This is a genomic window from Streptococcus sp. 477, from assembly GCF_013277295.1.
Lineage (GTDB): Bacteria > Bacillota > Bacilli > Lactobacillales > Streptococcaceae > Streptococcus > Streptococcus pseudopneumoniae.
Genome location: NZ_VMMQ01000018.1, coordinates 1 through 16,475 on the forward strand (window position 1 = coordinate 1; position 16,475 = coordinate 16,475).

Below are 16,475 nucleotides of genomic sequence, written 5' to 3' on the forward strand. Positions count from 1 at the left end.
AGATTCTTTACCAAGCTCGGCATTCAAGGCAGACTTGTCGCTTGCCACTCCATCCAATTGGCCTTTTGCATCCTCTACTGCTTGCTTAGCTGCATTCACCTCTGCTTGTGTAGCTCCTGCTTTTGCTAGAACTTTTTGAGCGGCTTCTAATGCTGCATCATAAGCTTTTTTCTTGTCTGCTGTTGCATTTTGATACTTAGCTGTCTCTTTGGTAGCTGTCGCATCTGTTGTTGCGGCTGTTCGTAATGGCTCTTTGTCAGTCCCTTGTCCATTCAAGGCTGCCGCAGCTGCCACTAGGTCATTCTTAGCTTGGTCAATCCCTGCTTGACTTGCACCTTCTTTAGCTGCTACAGCTTTCGCTGCCGCAAGTGCTTGATCGTAGGCAGTACGCTTAGCTTGGTCTGCATTCTGATACTTGTCAGATTCTTTCGTGCCAGATTCTTTACCAAGCTCGACATTCAACTCATCTTTTTCAGGTTTGTTTGTTTCTTCAACTGAGGTTGTCGAATTACTAGGATTACTGGACACTTCCCCAGTATTTTCGTTAGATGTATCTGGTGATACTTTCTCTGAATTCGTTGTTGATTCTTCTGCAGATTGAACTGGATTTTCTGCTCCTTGAGTTGAGGTTCCTTCTGTGGTGCCTTCATTTGGTTTTACTGGAACTTCTTCTACAGTTTTTTCTAGTTCTTGTTCTTTCGGCTTCTCGACTGGAGTTGCAGAAGGAACTTCTGAAGCGTCTGTAGATTCTTCTTTAGTCTCTCCTGATTTTTCTCCTGACTTAGGAGTTGCATCTTCTCCTGAGTTTGTTGTTGATTCTTCTGCAGGTTGAACTGGATTTTCTGCTTCTTGATTTGAGGTTCCTTCTGTAGTGCCTTCATTTGGTTTTACTGGAACTTCTTCTACAGTTTTTTCTGAAGTTTCATTTTTGGAGTCATTATTTTCTGGTTTATTTGACTCTCCAACTTTATTTGTATCACCTTGATTAGATTCAGTTGGTACTGTTTGCCCATTCTCTTCTGTTATTGCATTACCAGAATTTTCAGGTTTTGTTGAAGTTTCGTCTTTTGACTCATCTTTTTCAGGTTTGTTTGTTTCTTCTACTTCTTTTGGCTTCTCGACTGGAGTTGCATCTTCTTTCTGTTTTCCAAGATTCTCTCCGTTCTGAGAAGAATCTACGGTTGGAGGTGTAGAGTGACTTTCCACTTCTGAGTTCATATCACTAGATAATGTATCAGCTTTAGTTTCAGCGGACTCTGTAGCTACAGTTCCAACTTGTCCATCCCTAAATTCTGGAACAGCCTCATACTGTCCGTTAATCACTTGTATTTTTGATGGATTCTCTATAAAATTCGGTGCAATCGTATAATCTACCTTTTGTTGATCTATTGGAGTGGCTACTGATTTCTCTTGATTACTTACCTTAGAATCAGAAGTCGTTTTTCCCTCTTTGATATATCCAATATAAGTGTAACCTGAAATATCTTTAGGAAGAGGTAATTTTTCTCCAGAGGTCAATTCATAGTCCGTATTGTAATTCAGTAAAAGATTATTTTCTAAAGCATGGGCTGATACTAGAATACCGTTTCCTATCCCTGCAACCAATACTAAATGCAATACCGTTTTATTCTTAACTTTTTTCTTGGAAACAGCAAAAACTAAAATCCCCAGAGCTGCTAAGCTAGCACCAGCAACTAAGGCTTGCATCTCATTCTTGCTTCCAGTATTTGGTAATTCCGCCAGTTGATTTTGAGAATTTAACTTATAAACAAGATAATAAGTTTCATCATCATTCTCCACGTATGTCGGAATATCATATATAAGCTGCTTCTTTTCTTCTGATGATAGCTCTGACTCTGTCACATATTTATAGTGAACACCTTTGGTCTCTTGAGCTGCCACAGATGAACTAGCTAATACAGACATAAAAAACAAACTCGAAATCGTTGCAGATACAAGTCCTACTGATAATTTTCTAAATGAAAAACGTTCTTGTTTTTCACCAAAATACTTTTCCATTATTCCTCCTTGAAATAAAATTTTAAAAATATGTAAGTCTAACTTTTTTATATTAGTGTACTATCTATAAAAAAGGGAACATACTTTAATTATACTCTTTATTTAGCAAAAAGTCTTAAAATTGAGTTGCGTTTTCATACTTTTTTTATATATAAAATACCAAGTAGTAGTTTTGCAATTCCCTATTATTTTTTGGATAAAATGTAACCTACCATGAAATTTCCACGGCAGGTGTTACTCATATCACTAATCGTTCTAAAAATGGTTTGAGGCAGTTGAGGAGAATTCCTTCTATCCAGCTTCCTTGTGCTGATGAGCGATGGTCTTCCTGCAGGCTTTTTTTTAGAAAATCTCGGACTTGTTCTGGTGCGATTTCAAATTCAAAGGCTTTCATTTTATAGAAAAAGTCGATGAGATGATCTGACAGGTATTCAGTTGAAAAGGGTACTTCACCACTTTTTCGATATTCTAATAAGAGCCTAGAAAATCGAGCTTTTTCTTCAGGAAGCTCACGAAAATAGGAATTGAGGAGCCAAGTCTGCTTCTGCTTTCTTTCAATTGGATCCTGACTGGCAATTCGTTGGTCTTTTTCCAGCTCTTTTTGGTATTGTTTGGCCTTGATAGCTCGTTCTGCTCTATTTTTACCAAAAAGAATTTTTTCCCACTTGCGTTCTTCTTGAGTCAGGGTCTCTGTAAAGCCAAAGTAATCTTGATAAGCACGCTCTGCGGGTCCCATGGCTAGAACCAGATTGTCTGCATATTGCTTGGCGATTTTATCCCTCTTCTTGCGTTCTTTCTCTGCCTGGATACGAAGTTCTTGTTCGTAGTCAATTTTCTCCTTGCCTAGCTTGACAAGGTAGAGTTGGTCATCCGATTTCCCAAGTAAAAAGGGTTTGATACACTTTTCAAGGACTTCTTCCATCCGAGCTTTTTTCTTTGGCTCCGCCTTGGTCCAACTTCCTCCTTGAAAGATTTCTAGGAAAAGCTGGTAGTCTCTCTCAGGTGCAAATTGATTGCCACGATTGGGTTTGAAAACATCTTTTTCCCAGAGCCATTTTAAAAGTCGCTCGTCAAAGTCACTTTTATTGACCTTGATTTTCTCCTTTTTATGGGCTTTTCTGGTCAGATTTTCAACCTTTCTGAGCAGTTTTTCTTCCTCTTCCAGTTGCTGGTCAAGGGACAATCGATGAAAATGCCTAACACAGTCGCTACCAATTGGAAAGAGGCGTTGGCCTGTGACACCGTTAAAGAGTTCGTAGGCGTACTTGATGGCATTTCCACAGACACAATTGCTACGGCCAATACCGTTAAAAATCAAGGAAACTTCATTCCATTCCTTGGTAGCTTGTTCCCAAGTATCCGCTTTTGAAGCCTGTAAAACTGCATCATACAGGGATTTTCTAACTGGAAGTGTCATGAGGTCTCCTTTCTAATATTCAATGAAAATCAAAGAGCAAACTAGGAAGCTAGCCGCAGGCTGCTTAAAACACAGCTTTGAGGTTGTAGATAANNTTTTGAGGTTGCAGATGAAGCTGACGTGGTTTGAAGAGATTTTCGAAGAGTATAAATTATACTTTTACAACTTGAACCTCGTCTTTACCGAGTAAAATCAAGTATTTTTCAATATTTTCAATCGAATAGGCTCGTGATAAAGCCTCTTCGTATAGAGCTAACTGACCACGATAGCGGTCTACGAGTTGACTTGGTTCATCATAGCGGTCTGTCTTGTAGTCGAACAGAACGATTCTATCCTCATAAAGCAGATAGCCGTCCAAGATTCCACGGACAACAAAGTCTTCCTGACTCTTTTGGTCTCGTTTGAGCATGGAGAAAGGTTGCTCGCGATAAAGATGGTTGGTATTAGCGATAATTTCCTGACCGAGTGCTGTGTCAAAGAAAGCAAGAATTTTATCAAGATTGATCTTGTCTCTGACAGCTTGGCTAGTTTGAACTTGTTTGAGTGTTTCTGTTAGGCTAGCAAGCGTTGGTCTCTGGCTGAGATCCATTCTCTGCATGAGTTCGTGGGTAGCACTACCAATCTCAGCTCCTGTTATCTTTTCTTTGCTTGAAAAATCTGGTAAATCAAAACTAATTTTCTTGTCTACTGACTGGCCTTGACCTGCAATCTCGACACCTTCCATATCCATAACTGGTTCGTAGAATTTCTTGATTTGACTTGGGGTTTGAACACTAGGAAGTTCAATGGCTGCGCGGTGAAGAGTATTATAAATTTCCACTTCTTTCAGCATTTCAAGGGCTTCTTTGATGGTATCTGATTGACGATTGTCTGCTTGGGAGCTATCTTGGAGTGGACTCCTGGTTTCCAACTCTCCGATGGCTTCTCTAGTCAACTGATCTTCTCCAACAAAACGATAACTAAAGTTGAGATTGTCCTTAGTAAACACTTTACTGATAGCCCAAATCCAATCTTGGAAATTCTTGCCTTGAAGTCTAGTGTTGCTATTTAGTTTTCCATTTTTAGCTGCTGGGTATTCCTTGGCTTCCAGCTTTTCACGAGAACCCTTGCCGACAAGATAGAGTTTTTTCTCAGCCCTCGTCATGGCAACATAAAGGAGACGCATCTGCTCTGAATAGCTTGCTAGCTGTAATTCCTCTTCGTTCTGCCTATAGGTCAGGCTAGGAATGGAGAGTTTGATGGTTTTAGGATAGTGATCTTCCACTGCTCCAGTCTCCATTTTGGCAATATACTTGACACCTAGACCGTTTTTACGGCTGAGAATGACTTCTGACATAGAGTCTTGCTTGTTGAAATCTTGATCCATATTGAGAATAAAGACGTAAGGAAACTCTAGCCCTTTACTCTTGTGGATAGTCATGAGCTCTACTGCGTCCTTAGGTGGTGCAACTGTAACGCTTGCCAAATCGTGCTGGGCTTCTAAAACTTGGTCAATCATACCAATAAAACGAGACAAGCCCTTGAAATTGCTCTTTTCAAATTGATCAGCACGAAGTGCTAGTGCATAGAGATTGGCCTGTCTAGCAGGACCATTTGGCAAAGCCCCAACATAGTCATAATAAAAACGGTCGTTGTAAATCTTCCAAATCAAGTCATAGAGAGAGTGGGTTTTGGCATACAGGCGCCAAGAAGCTAGGATATCCATGAATTGCTTTAGTTTTTCAGCTAGAGCTGTGTGAATCAAGCCTTTTTGACTACTTGCCTTTTTTTGTGCATTGACCAGTTTCTCATAGAGATTTTCGTGGGCTTTATCCTCTGCTTTCTGAAGGGACAAACGTGCTAGCTCATCCTCATCAAAACCAAACATTGGAGACTTCATAAGGGCAACCAAGGCGTAGTCTTGCAGGGGATTGTGAATGACACGAAGGGTGTCTAGCATGACTTGCACTTCTAGGGATTGGAGATAATTGTTTTGCTCTCCGTCAGTTTTGACAGGAATCCCGTACTCAGACAGGGCAAGTAGAATTTGGTCATTACGATTACGACTAGAGGTCAGAAGGGCAATTTCCTTAAAGGCAACACCTTTTTCCTGATGAAGTTTCAGAATCTCCTTGATAACTAAGCGCATTTCGCCTGTTAGTTTCGTTTCTGTTTGACTCTCTTCTTCCTCACCTGTATCGTCCTTGTCGTAGAGGAGAAATTCGGCCTTGTTGTCTGGATTGGGAGTCAGTTTGGTATTGGCAAAAACAAGCTGGTGCATGTTATCATAGTTGATTTCGCCGACCTCTTGATCCATAAGACCTTCAAAAACATCATTGGTTGCTGATAGCACTTCTGAACTACTACGGAAATTTTCTTTAAGCAAAATCAGCTTGCCTTCGTGTGGATTTTTCGCATAGCGTTGAAATTTTTCATTGAAAATCTGCGGGTCTGCCTGACGGAAACGATAGATGGACTGCTTGATATCTCCCACCATAAAGCGATTGTGGCCATTAGACAGCAATTCCAGCATTCGTTCTTGAATATGGTTGGTATCCTGATACTCATCGACCATGACTTCGTGGAAACGCTCCTGATAAGCTTCACGGACTTGCGGGAATTTCTCTAAAATCTCAATGGTGTAATGGCTGATATCAGCGAATTCAAAGGCATTTTCCTGACGTTTACGCTGACGATAAGCCTCCACAAAATCGCTCATAAAGGTTTGGAAGGTTTTAGCTAGTTTCCAAGTGTCTCCATGATAACGTTCTTGATAGTCGAGAATCGTTATCTGGTCTGACAGTTGTCCTAGTTTAGCAAACTGGGACTTTCTCTCTTCGTTGTAGGCATCGGCCAGTGGCTTCAAATCAGCCTTACGACTCGCATTGGTCAGAGCTCGGCCGTTTTTCTCTTTCGAAATTGCGACAACACGCGCAAGCACTGATTGAAAAGCCTTACTATCGGACTCTTGATTTAAGGAGCCAATTTCATCCAGAATCAACTGAACATTTTCTAAATAGGCAGCCTTTGCAAACTCCTTGGCATCGTTATCCAGATGATAACGGAAAAAGCTTTCCAAATCCCAAAGGGCTTGTTTGATTTGCTCAGTCAGTTTTTCTTTTTCATTGGTAAAATCAACCTCTTCAAAACCTTTGAGGAAAGATTCACTCAGCCACTTTTGAGGATTACTGGTGGATTGGAGGAAGTCATAAATTTTATAGACTTGCTGGCGCAGCCCCCGTTCATCTTTTCCACGTCCAACAAAGTTTTTCAGCAAATGACTAAAGGTCTCTTTCTGCTTACCTTGGTAATGGGCTTCAAAGACCTCGTGGAAGACTTCGTTTTTTAGAAGGAGTTGCTCGCTTTGGTTTTGTAAAATACGGAAATTAGGTGCAATATCAATCAGATAGCCATGTTTACCAAGGAATTTTTGTGTAAAAGAGTCCATGGTTCCGATGGCTGCGTTGGGTAGGTCTGCCAACTGGCGACCCAAGTGTTGTTTGAGGTCAACGTCATCGCTTTCTTGGATTTGTTGGCTGATTTTTTTCTCCAAGCGTTCTTTGAGTTCAGTCGCAGCCTTGACGGTAAAGGTTGAGATAAAGAGTTGAGAAATTTCGACACCACGCGCCAATTGGTCCAGAATACGCTCGGCCATGACAAAAGTCTTACCAGAACCAGCCGACGCTGAGACAAGGATATTTTGACCAGAAGTGTAGATAGCTTCGATTTGCTCGGCAGTTTTCTTTTGTTCCTTGCTCGAATTTGCTTCTGCTTCTTGCAGTTTTTGAATTTCCTCCTCAGTTAAAAAGGGAATAGGCTTCATCGATTCAACTCCTCTCTTATTTTTTCAAACCAAGCTTGCTTGAGTTTTTCTCCGACCAGACGCTTGCCATCAGCTAGGTCCAACTTTTCTAGGAAACGGGCTTGACCCAAGTGGTAATTGGCTTCAAAACCTGTGATGGATTGATGTTGCTGGACGTAGGGGGCAATGCTTCTGCCATTTTCGGTATAAGGATTAATGGCGAACTGGCCTGTTAAAATCTTCTCAGCTGCTTTCTTGTAAAGATGGGCATTGTAGTCCAGTAGGAGCTGGAATTCCTCATCTGTCAGCTGATTAGACTTATTTTTATTGTAAAATTCGCCCAAATGACTGCTTTCTTTTTCTAAAAAGAGTCCTTGGTATTTCATAGACTTGCTGGCTTCTACTACTGCACCTGCCAAATTCTTAACGGTCAACAGAGATTGAACAGGTTCAGCCATTTCCAAGTACATGGCACCGAAAAAGTTCTGCTCCCCCTCTCTTTTTAGGGCAGCTAGGTAGGTTGGCAGTTGGGAATTAAGACCATTAAAGAAATGAGGAAATTGGAACTGGGTCAGACTAGACTTGTAGTCTACTACTCCTATCGCCCCATCAGCTTTCAATCGGTCAATGCGGTCAACCTTGCCTCGTACAAAGACACTGCGTCCATTGTCCAATTGAATAAAGGCCTGCTCTTTCCCACCGAAATTCGCCTCTTCTTTGATGGTTTCAATAGCTGGATTGTGACGGAGAATGTGGCCAGTCGTCCGTGCCACATCAAGCAAAACTTCCTTTGTAAACTGGGCTTCCAAACTTTCCTGATAAATAGCCTCAAATTCCCGTTCCTGACTGGTTTCTTGGATAGCCTGTTCCAAACGTTGGTCAAAGGAATCTTCGTCAGGCAACTGCAAGGCACGTTCAAAAATGCGGTGCAAGAAATTTCCGTGACTGCGGGCATCAGGACGCAGGCGTAATTCTTCTTGCAAGCCTAAAACGTAGCGAAGAAAATAACTGTATTCATTGCGATAAAACTCCGTCAAACCAGAGGTAGACAGGTAAAACTCCTGATTAGCAGGATAAAGAGCCTGCAAGGTATCCTTGGTCAAGGGCTTGCTGCTTGGACTTGTTGGAAGGGCAGGATTTGCAAGGCCTCTTTGGTCTAGTTTTTTACCCATGACACGTGCCAGAACCTTGACAAAGGTCAAATCTTGCTCCCTATCACTCGTCTCGCCCTGCTGGTGATAGGCAACCAGACTAGACAAAAGACTGTGATAGGACCCCATATCTTCCTTAGACAGCCATTTGTGATTCAACCTCTTCTCTCTCCGCCTAAATCCAAAATGGACTAGTTCTTGAAGATAGGCTGACTCCTTGCTTTCACTTTCATTAAAAAGGCTTGGAGCCGACAAAACTAATTGCTTACGGGCAGAATTGACCAAAGAAAGCATAGTGTAGCGATTTTTCTTGAGATTTTCACTGCTGGCAATCAGTAATTGAACGCCTTCTTCGGTCGCTTGGTTTATGTTTTGTCTTTCTTCATCTGTCAAAAGACTGGTATTTTGCGCGATTTTTGGTAAATTGTCCTGAGTCAGCCCAATGGCATAGACAAAGTCAGCAGTCAGTGGTGCAATCAAATCGTAACTCTGCACCAGAACGGTGTTCACTGTCGCTGGAATGGTACGGTATTGAGATAGACTCATTCCAGAATGAAGCAAGGCCAAGAAATCCTCCAGACTAACCTGTGAACCAGCAAAAACAGTCGCAAATTGTTCTAAAATATGGCAAAAGGCCTTCCAAACTTCGGCTTGTCTTTCCTGTTCTACAGCTTCCATAGTTGCTGTCAAATCTTGTAACTGCTTGGTCACAACTCCTTCTTTTAGAAAAGAGTTCCACTTTTGCAAGAGATTTTCAGCCTTTTGTTTTCGACTAGCAAAGAGGGTTTCAAGCGGTGTTAAAATACGCAGACGAAGGGCATTCAAACGCCCTAAATCAAATTTTCCATGGTGGGATTTGGTAAAGGTTTGCTGAAAGGCTGGCAAGCCATTGATACCAAGATAGCGGATATATTGCTCAAATGAGTCAATATCAGCTTGACTAAGGTCGGTATACAAACCTGTTCTGAGGAGATTAATCAAATCCTCCTGACGGAAACGATAGCGTTTTAAAGCCAAAATAGATTCGACAAACTGAGTTAAAGGGTGGTGGGCCATGGATTCGCTTTTGCCTAGATAGAAAGGAATCTGATACTGGTCAAAAATAGTTTTAAGAGATAATTGATAAGACGCTACATCCCCCAAGAGAATACGAAAATGCTTGTAACTCAGGTCTGAGTTCTCATGTAATTTCTGACGGATGCTACGGGCTACCAACTCCAACTCTTCCTTTTGCGTCAAACAAGACCAGATTTGTAAGTTTTCACGGTCCTTCTCATCGACATCCAAAGCGAGTTCTGAAAAGTCACAAGAAGACTCCAACAAACGAGAGGTCTTGTCAAAGCTATCCATCTTCTCATGAGTTTGAGAATAGTCCTGAGCAGGCGTTTGGTATTTAGAGGCCAGATGATGGAGAAACTCCACACTAGCTTGGTAGAGATTGCCCTCTCTAAAAGGACTGGCATAAGCTTTCTTACTAGCATAAGCCCCAATAACAATCTCAACTCCCTTGCCATGAAGTAGGTCCACAATTCGCTCTTCTTCGGCAGAAAAACGGGTAAAGTCGTCAATAACCAAGGCAATTTGAGTGAAATCACTACTTACCTTGTTATTCTCGATAGCCTCAATCAAATGGGACAACTGACTTCCCTGAGCCAACTGGCTTTGATTGAGATAAGCCGTTACCTTCTCAAAAATCAAGAGTAAATCGGCCCTCTTGTCCTCATCCGTCAAACTCTCCAAGTCCAAAAAACTCATTTGAGCAGTCGTCATCTCGTGGTACAATTCAATCAACTGCTGGATAAATTGAGGATCCTGCTTGATAGCGCCATAAACACGTAATTCCTTGGGATCGAGTTCCGCAAGGCATCTGTAAAAGACCATCCCAAGACCGATGTCATCTAGACTAGTCTTGGCAGGCAAGTCATTCAAGACTAGGTAACGAGCCATTTGAGCAAAGCGCGTGACGGTAATCGCAAAAGAAGCCTGCTGGGACAAGCATTCCAGCACGGCGCGTTCCTTTTCAAAAGAAAGAGAGTTGGGAGCGATGTAGAAGACTCGCTTGCCAGCAACAACTAGCTCCTCCGCCTCTCTGGTTAGAATTTCAGTCAAAGAAGTCCGAATATCAGTATAAAGTAATTTCATCTCTGCCTCGTTGGAATTTTTCATTACCCTATATTATACCATGATTAGTCTCGTAAATCTGTTAAAATATTTAGGCCATCCATTCTTTTCTTCATCATCTGCTAAATATTAAATACTTAGCTTTACTTGTATATAGAATAAATCTGCCTACTGAAAATCACATAATAAAAAAAGCCTCGGTAACAAGGCTTTGAGTTTTATGATTGTTTCTTAGGTACGGAATACACTTCAATGTGTTGTCCTAGTACCTTGATGTCGACTGGTAGATTATCTGATTTATCGCCATCGACATCCGACTCTAATTCGATATCAGAAGAAATTTTAATAGTACGCGCTTTTATATATTCAATATTCTTGATAGAATGATTGAACTATAGTAAATTGAAACTAGAATAGTACACCGTGGATGCTAAAATATTTCTAGAAATTAATTTGATTTCCCTAATCAAGCTGTTCGTATATTATTTCAACCTACTATAAATCGTCTAAGAGAAACAACCGATAAGAATTGGCACAAAAGCGACCGTATTTTTGTTACCAATACAGGAAAACCAGTTCATAGTTCCGTCTTGAGCAAGTCTCTCCAGCGAGCAAACGAACGCCTTAAAAAACCAATTCCCAAACATCTGTCCCCTCACATCTTCAGACACACCACTATTAGCATCTTAGCAGAAAATAAAATTCCTTTAAAAACAATCACGGACGGGGTTGGTCATTCCGACTCTGAAGTCACTACTTACATCTACACCCACGTCACAAAGAACATGAAAGATGAAGCAATCAATGTACTGGATAAAGTTATGAAAAAGATTTTTTAAAAAGTTTTGCCTCTCAAAATCGAGTAGGGGATAATCTCTAGCCCCTCTCACACCACCGTACGTGCCGTTCGGCATACGGCGGTTCAACTAACTTTTAACGCATGTCGTTCAAGGTAATAATCCAAACACGAAACCAGTCCACGTTTTTCAAGGACTGGTTTTGATATAGCACGTTTAAGTACCGACTTCTGAGCTACTAATTGATAATGGTCGCCCCAGCCAGATACCTTATCTGCTATCCATTTAGGAACTCCTAACTTAAGCAATCCCCATAATCGTCTCGATTTCTTCTTCCATTGCTTCCAGATAATCACTCGTAGGCGAGTACGCAAGCGCTCATCTATGCTGGTGACAATACTTTTCATATTTCCCAATGAGAAATAGTTTATCCATCCTCGAATGGACAAATTCAGTTGCTCAATACGTCTTGTTAGGTCTATACTCCATTTCCTCTGTGTTAGTTTCTTCAATTTAAACTTAAATCTCCGAACACTATCTTGATGTGGACGACTTTTCCAACCATCTGATGATTTCCAGAACCCAAAACCTAAGTATTTCAGCTCTCTTGGTCTGGTAATCTTAGTCTTGGTCATATTTACTTTCAAACCTAGCCGTTTCTCAATAAAACGACTGACTGAATACATCACACGCTTAGCGGCTGCCTCGCTTCCGACAGTCATCACACAATCATCTGCGTAGCGCACAAATCGAAGTCCCCTCTTTTCTAATTCCTTGTCCAATTCATTAAGCATGATATTGGATAAGAGAGGAGATACATTTCCTCCCTGTGGTGTGCCAACTAGCGTTTTATGACGTTGACCGTTAATGATAACACCTGAATGAAGATACTGACGAATCAAGGATTCCCTATCTCCGTCTTCGATTATGTTATGTACTAAGGACATCAATCTATCTTGAGGAACCCTATCGAAAAATTTCTCTAGGTCTATATCCACTATCCACTCATAGCCGTCATTTAAGTACTCTAAGAACTTCCTGATGGCTTTTTCACATGACCTATTTGGTCTAAAGCCATAACTCGTATCTGAGAAATGAGGTTCACAAATAGGGCTCATGACTTGAACAATGGCCTGTTGAATCATTCTATCCATAACTGCTGGAATTCCTAGTTGACGGATACCTCCGTTTGGTTTAGGAATCTCAACTCTAAGAACTGGTTGAGGCTTATATTTTCTCTGTTTTATCAGCTCCTTAGTCAAGCGCCAGTTTTGTCTGAGATAATTATCCATCTCTTCGATAGTCATTCCATCAATCCCAGCTGAGCCTTTATTGGATTTTACTTGATTGTAGGCTTCCAGCATATTTTCGCGTGATACTATCTTATCTAGCAATTTTGACATGTGCCTATTCCTTTCTTGTTTTGGTGCCTGAGGGATATCTTATATTGGTGAACCTTCATCTAGTCAATACGTGACAGAGTCCAGTTCTATCAGACCGTTCGTTTTACAGACACAAGTAAAGTAGGATTACTTCGATCTGTCGTTTTCTCTTTCTAGCGACAGACCTCAAACAGTCTCTCCCCAGACTGTTTGAGTATTCACCCCTTCGCTCCACTTCCATTACAGAAGTTTCCTCACTACTATGGGTTCGGCTGACTTCTCATGATTCCTTGTTACTACGCTTTCAGCGCTCATGAGACCTCACGGGATAAGTCCTACATCTTTCCTCGTTTATACAAGATATGAGGACGTTAAAAGGTTAGAGTGAATTCAATTACTCCCGTGATTTACGCATATGGGTTACGACTACCTTTTTGGACTTTAGAGTTTCTGGCCCCCTTATCCGCTATATACGCCTTACTATCACGTTCCTGTTCGTAGAGCCACGATTTCGCTATCCCTTCCTCTGACGATTCTTATTTCCAGCGTCAGACTTAAAACGGTCTATCCCCAGACCGTTTTAATCCGCTACCTCACGATAGTCAGGCTTGGGAATCGCTACTGGGTTCACCGGTAGCAGGTGCCCACCGAGGACTTACACCTCAGATGCACGACATGCCCGTCGTACCAAAAATAGCCCTTCGGATAAAATCCGAGGGGCTAGAAACGTTGTTAAATCAACGGCCGAACTTTTGAATTTCAAGGTTCGGGATAAAATAGTTTACTGAACTACTTTATTTTTTCAAGTTGTAGAATGATTTCAATCCACGGTATTCTGCTACTTCACCAAGTTGGTCTTCGATGCGAAGCAATTGGTTGTATTTAGCGATACGGTCTGTACGTGAAAGTGAACCAGTCTTGATTTGTCCTGCGTTAGTTGCAACTGCGATGTCAGCGATTGTTGAATCTTCAGTTTCACCTGAACGGTGTGATACAACGGCAGTGTAACCAGCTTCTTTAGCCATTTCGATAGCTTCAAAAGTTTCAGTAAGAGTACCGATTTGGTTAACTTTGATAAGGATTGAGTTAGCAGCACCTTCTTGGATACCACGTGCAAGGTAGTCAGTGTTTGTTACGAAGAAGTCGTCACCAACAAGTTGTACTTTCTTACCAAGACGTTCAGTAAGAGCTTTCCAACCATCCCAGTCGTTTTCATCCATACCATCTTCAATAGTGATGATTGGGTATTTGTTAACCAATTCTTCAAGGTAGTCGATTTGTTCTGCAGCAGTACGTACAGCTGCTCCTTCACCTTCAAATTTAGTGTAGTCGTAAACTTTACGTTCTTTATCGTAGAATTCTGATGAAGCACAGTCAAATCCGATAAATACGTCTTTACCAGGAACATATCCAGCAGCTTCGATAGCAGCAAGGATAGTTTCAACTCCGTCTTCAGTTCCTTCGAAACGAGGAGCGAACCCACCTTCGTCACCTACGGCAGTTTCCAAACCACGTGATTTAAGGATTTTCTTAAGAGCGTGGAAGATTTCAGCACCCCAACGAAGAGCTTCTTTGAATGATGGCGCACCAGCAGGTACAATCATGAATTCTTGGAAAGCGATTGGAGCGTCAGAGTGAGAACCACCGTTGATGATGTTCATCATTGGAGTTGGAAGAACTTTAGTGTTGAATCCACCAAGGTAGCTGTAAAGTGGGATTTCAAGGTAGTCAGCGGCAGTACGAGCTACAGCGATAGACACACCAAGGATTGCGTTTGCACCCAATTTACCTTTGTTAGGAGTACCGTCAAGAGCGATCATAGCACGGTCGATAGCTTGTTGATCACGTACATCGTAGCCAATGATCGCTTCAGCAATGATGTTGTTTACGTTGTCAACAGCTTTTTGTGTACCAAGACCACCGTAACGAGATTTGTCACCGTCGCGAAGTTCAACTGCTTCGTGTTCACCAGTAGAAGCTCCTGATGGAACCATACCACGTCCGAAAGCACCTGATTCAGTGTAAACTTCTACTTCAAGTGTTGGGTTACCGCGTGAGTCTAGGACTTCGCGAGCGTAAACATCAGTAATAATTGACATTTTTTACTCTCCTTTGAGTTAAATTTTTTACACCTCTATAATACCTTAAAAGCCCTCCTTTTTCAAGAAAAAACGTTATCTTTGTGCAAATTTTCCTTAACTTTATAAAGTAATCGCTTTCTTTTGTCTGTTTTATTCTAACTTTTATGATATACTGTTTTCATGACAGATTTATCAAAACAATTACTTGAAAAAGCTCATGGTGGGTTAAAAATAAATCCGGATGAGCAAAGACGCTATCTTGGTACTTTTGAGGAAAGAGTTCTTGGATATGTAGATATTGACACAGCAAATAGCCCTCAGTTAGAAAAAGGCTTTTTATTTATTTTAGAAAACCTTCAGGAAAAAGCAGAGCCACTATTTGTGAAGATTTCACCAACTATCGAATTTGATAAGCAAGTTTTCTACTTAAAAGAAGCAAAAGAAACTGATAGTCAAGCCACCATAGTATCTGAAGAGCATATTACTTCTCCTTTCGGCCTGGTTATTCATAGCAATGCACCCGTTCAAGTAGAAGAAAAAGACCTTCGACTTGCTTTTCCAAAACTTTGGGAAGTTAAAAAGGAAGAACCAGCCAAAACATCCTTATGGAAGAAATGGTTTAGCTAAATCTTGCACATATTTAATAAGTGCCCAATATTGGCAGCCATGCGCTCCAGATAGAGACTGGCATTTTTCAAACTATCTTCTAAAGGTTCACTTTTCTCCAAAATAGAAAAGACAGCTTGGATATTTTCAAATGGTAGGGGAGGTAAATCTTCAGCAAGACTACCGCAAATAGCAATAACAGGAACTCCAACAGGGGTTCTTTTTGCAACACCTATAGGCGCTTTCCCAGCAAAGCTTTGACTGTCAAGTCTTCCTTCTCCAACAATCACCAAGTCAGCATCTGAAACTTTCTTATCAAAGTTGATTAAGTTCAAGCAGGTATCAATTCCCGACACGATATTTTCCTGAGCAAAGGCACACAAACCGCCAGCAATGCCTCCACCAGCTCCTGCTCCTTTAATTTGCAATATTGCAGGTGAGACTTTTTCATAAAAGTCTTGGATTGCTTGATCTAGGACTGGAAACATAGTAAGATTTAGGCCTTTTTGCTTGCCAAAAGTGTAAGTCGCACCTTGATGACCACATAAGGGACTCACGACATCTGATAAAATATGAATTTGAACACCTTCAGGAATTTTATAGCGATTTTCTGTTGAAACAGAAGCTAAGTTTAATAAGGATTGACCGGAAGCAGGCAAGACATTTCCGTCCCTATCATAAAATTGATAACCTAAACCAGCAGCAATCCCCAGTCCTCCATCATTACTGGCCGTGCCACCAACACCGATATAAATATCTTTAATCCCTTTAGAAATGAGATGGAGAATCAACTCTCCAATACCACAAGTTTGGATTTGAAGTGGATTTCGTTTCTCTAGCGGAATTTTTCCAAGACCAACCAAGTCAGCTACTTCAAATAGTGCCAGTTCCCCTTTTTGAAAATAGCGCATGGCTTCTTTTTGTCCAGAAGGGTCTGTCACTTGGATCCATTTTTCTTTTAGGTCAAGAGAATGTCGGATAGCATCTACAGTACCTTCTCCCCCATCACCAACAGGGCAGAGGAGACATTCTACATCTGCTATCGATTGTTGGAAGCCTCTTTTTATTGCTTCAGCTACCTGTTGAGCTGTCAAGCTTTCCTTATACTCAATCATTTTCA

The 16,475-nt window shown here is 41.2% G+C and carries 9 protein-coding genes and 1 pseudogene; 2 read left to right on the forward strand and 8 right to left on the reverse strand.

The genetic code is table 11. The features are described from left to right. The 5 genes and pseudogenes from HT691_RS03510 to HT691_RS03530 all read right to left on the reverse strand — a co-directional run. On the reverse strand, positions 1-2,019 hold a 2,019-nt coding region (locus HT691_RS03510), incomplete at its 3' end, for a YSIRK-type signal peptide-containing protein (protein ID WP_172925251.1). Positions 2,020-2,257: 238 nt separating this feature from the next. Continuing rightward, on the reverse strand, positions 2,258-3,436 hold the full coding sequence (locus HT691_RS03515) for a hypothetical protein (protein ID WP_138700698.1): 1,179 nt from the start codon (positions 3,434-3,436) through the stop codon (positions 2,258-2,260). A gap of 151 nt (positions 3,437-3,587) precedes the next feature. Continuing rightward, positions 3,588-7,238: a helicase-exonuclease AddAB subunit AddA gene (addA, locus tag HT691_RS03520; protein ID WP_172921632.1), complete on the reverse strand. Its 3,651-nt coding sequence runs from the start codon at positions 7,236-7,238 to the stop codon at positions 3,588-3,590. Further along, a complete protein-coding gene (rexB, locus tag HT691_RS03525) occupies positions 7,235-10,510 on the reverse strand; it encodes an ATP-dependent nuclease subunit B (protein ID WP_172921631.1) in 3,276 nt (1,091 codons plus the stop codon). The genes addA and rexB overlap by 4 nt, the downstream gene beginning before the upstream one ends. Before the next feature lie 197 nt (positions 10,511-10,707). Then, positions 10,708-10,863, reverse strand: a pseudogene (locus HT691_RS03530) (diacylglycerol kinase family lipid kinase); the annotation flags it as partial. A gap of 105 nt (positions 10,864-10,968) precedes the next feature. On the opposite strand from HT691_RS03530, the gene HT691_RS03535 reads away from it, so the two are divergent. Then, the gene (locus HT691_RS03535; protein WP_078929799.1) at positions 10,969-11,328 is read left to right on the forward strand and encodes a tyrosine-type recombinase/integrase; all 360 of its coding nucleotides are present in this window, start codon (positions 10,969-10,971) and stop codon (positions 11,326-11,328) included. Between the two features lie 83 nt (positions 11,329-11,411). Here the strand turns inward: HT691_RS03535 and ltrA are convergent, their stop codons facing one another. Then, the gene (gene ltrA, locus HT691_RS03540; RefSeq protein ID WP_172921630.1) at positions 11,412-12,689 is read right to left on the reverse strand and encodes a group II intron reverse transcriptase/maturase; all 1,278 of its coding nucleotides are present in this window, start codon (positions 12,687-12,689) and stop codon (positions 11,412-11,414) included. A gap of 773 nt (positions 12,690-13,462) precedes the next feature. Then, a complete protein-coding gene (gene eno / locus HT691_RS03545) occupies positions 13,463-14,767 on the reverse strand; it encodes a surface-displayed alpha-enolase (RefSeq protein ID WP_023934475.1) in 1,305 nt (434 codons plus the stop codon). A gap of 162 nt (positions 14,768-14,929) precedes the next feature. Here eno and HT691_RS03550 point away from each other — a divergent pair, with 162 nt between their 5' ends. Next, the gene (locus HT691_RS03550) at positions 14,930-15,376 is read left to right on the forward strand and encodes a YueI family protein (protein WP_000131076.1); all 447 of its coding nucleotides are present in this window, start codon (positions 14,930-14,932) and stop codon (positions 15,374-15,376) included. On the opposite strand, the gene HT691_RS03555 is transcribed toward HT691_RS03550, so the two are convergent. Continuing rightward, on the reverse strand, positions 15,373-16,470 hold the full coding sequence (locus HT691_RS03555) for a glycerate kinase (RefSeq protein ID WP_172925252.1): 1,098 nt from the start codon (positions 16,468-16,470) through the stop codon (positions 15,373-15,375). The genes HT691_RS03550 and HT691_RS03555 overlap by 4 nt on opposite strands. Positions 16,471-16,475 lie beyond the last annotated feature (5 nt).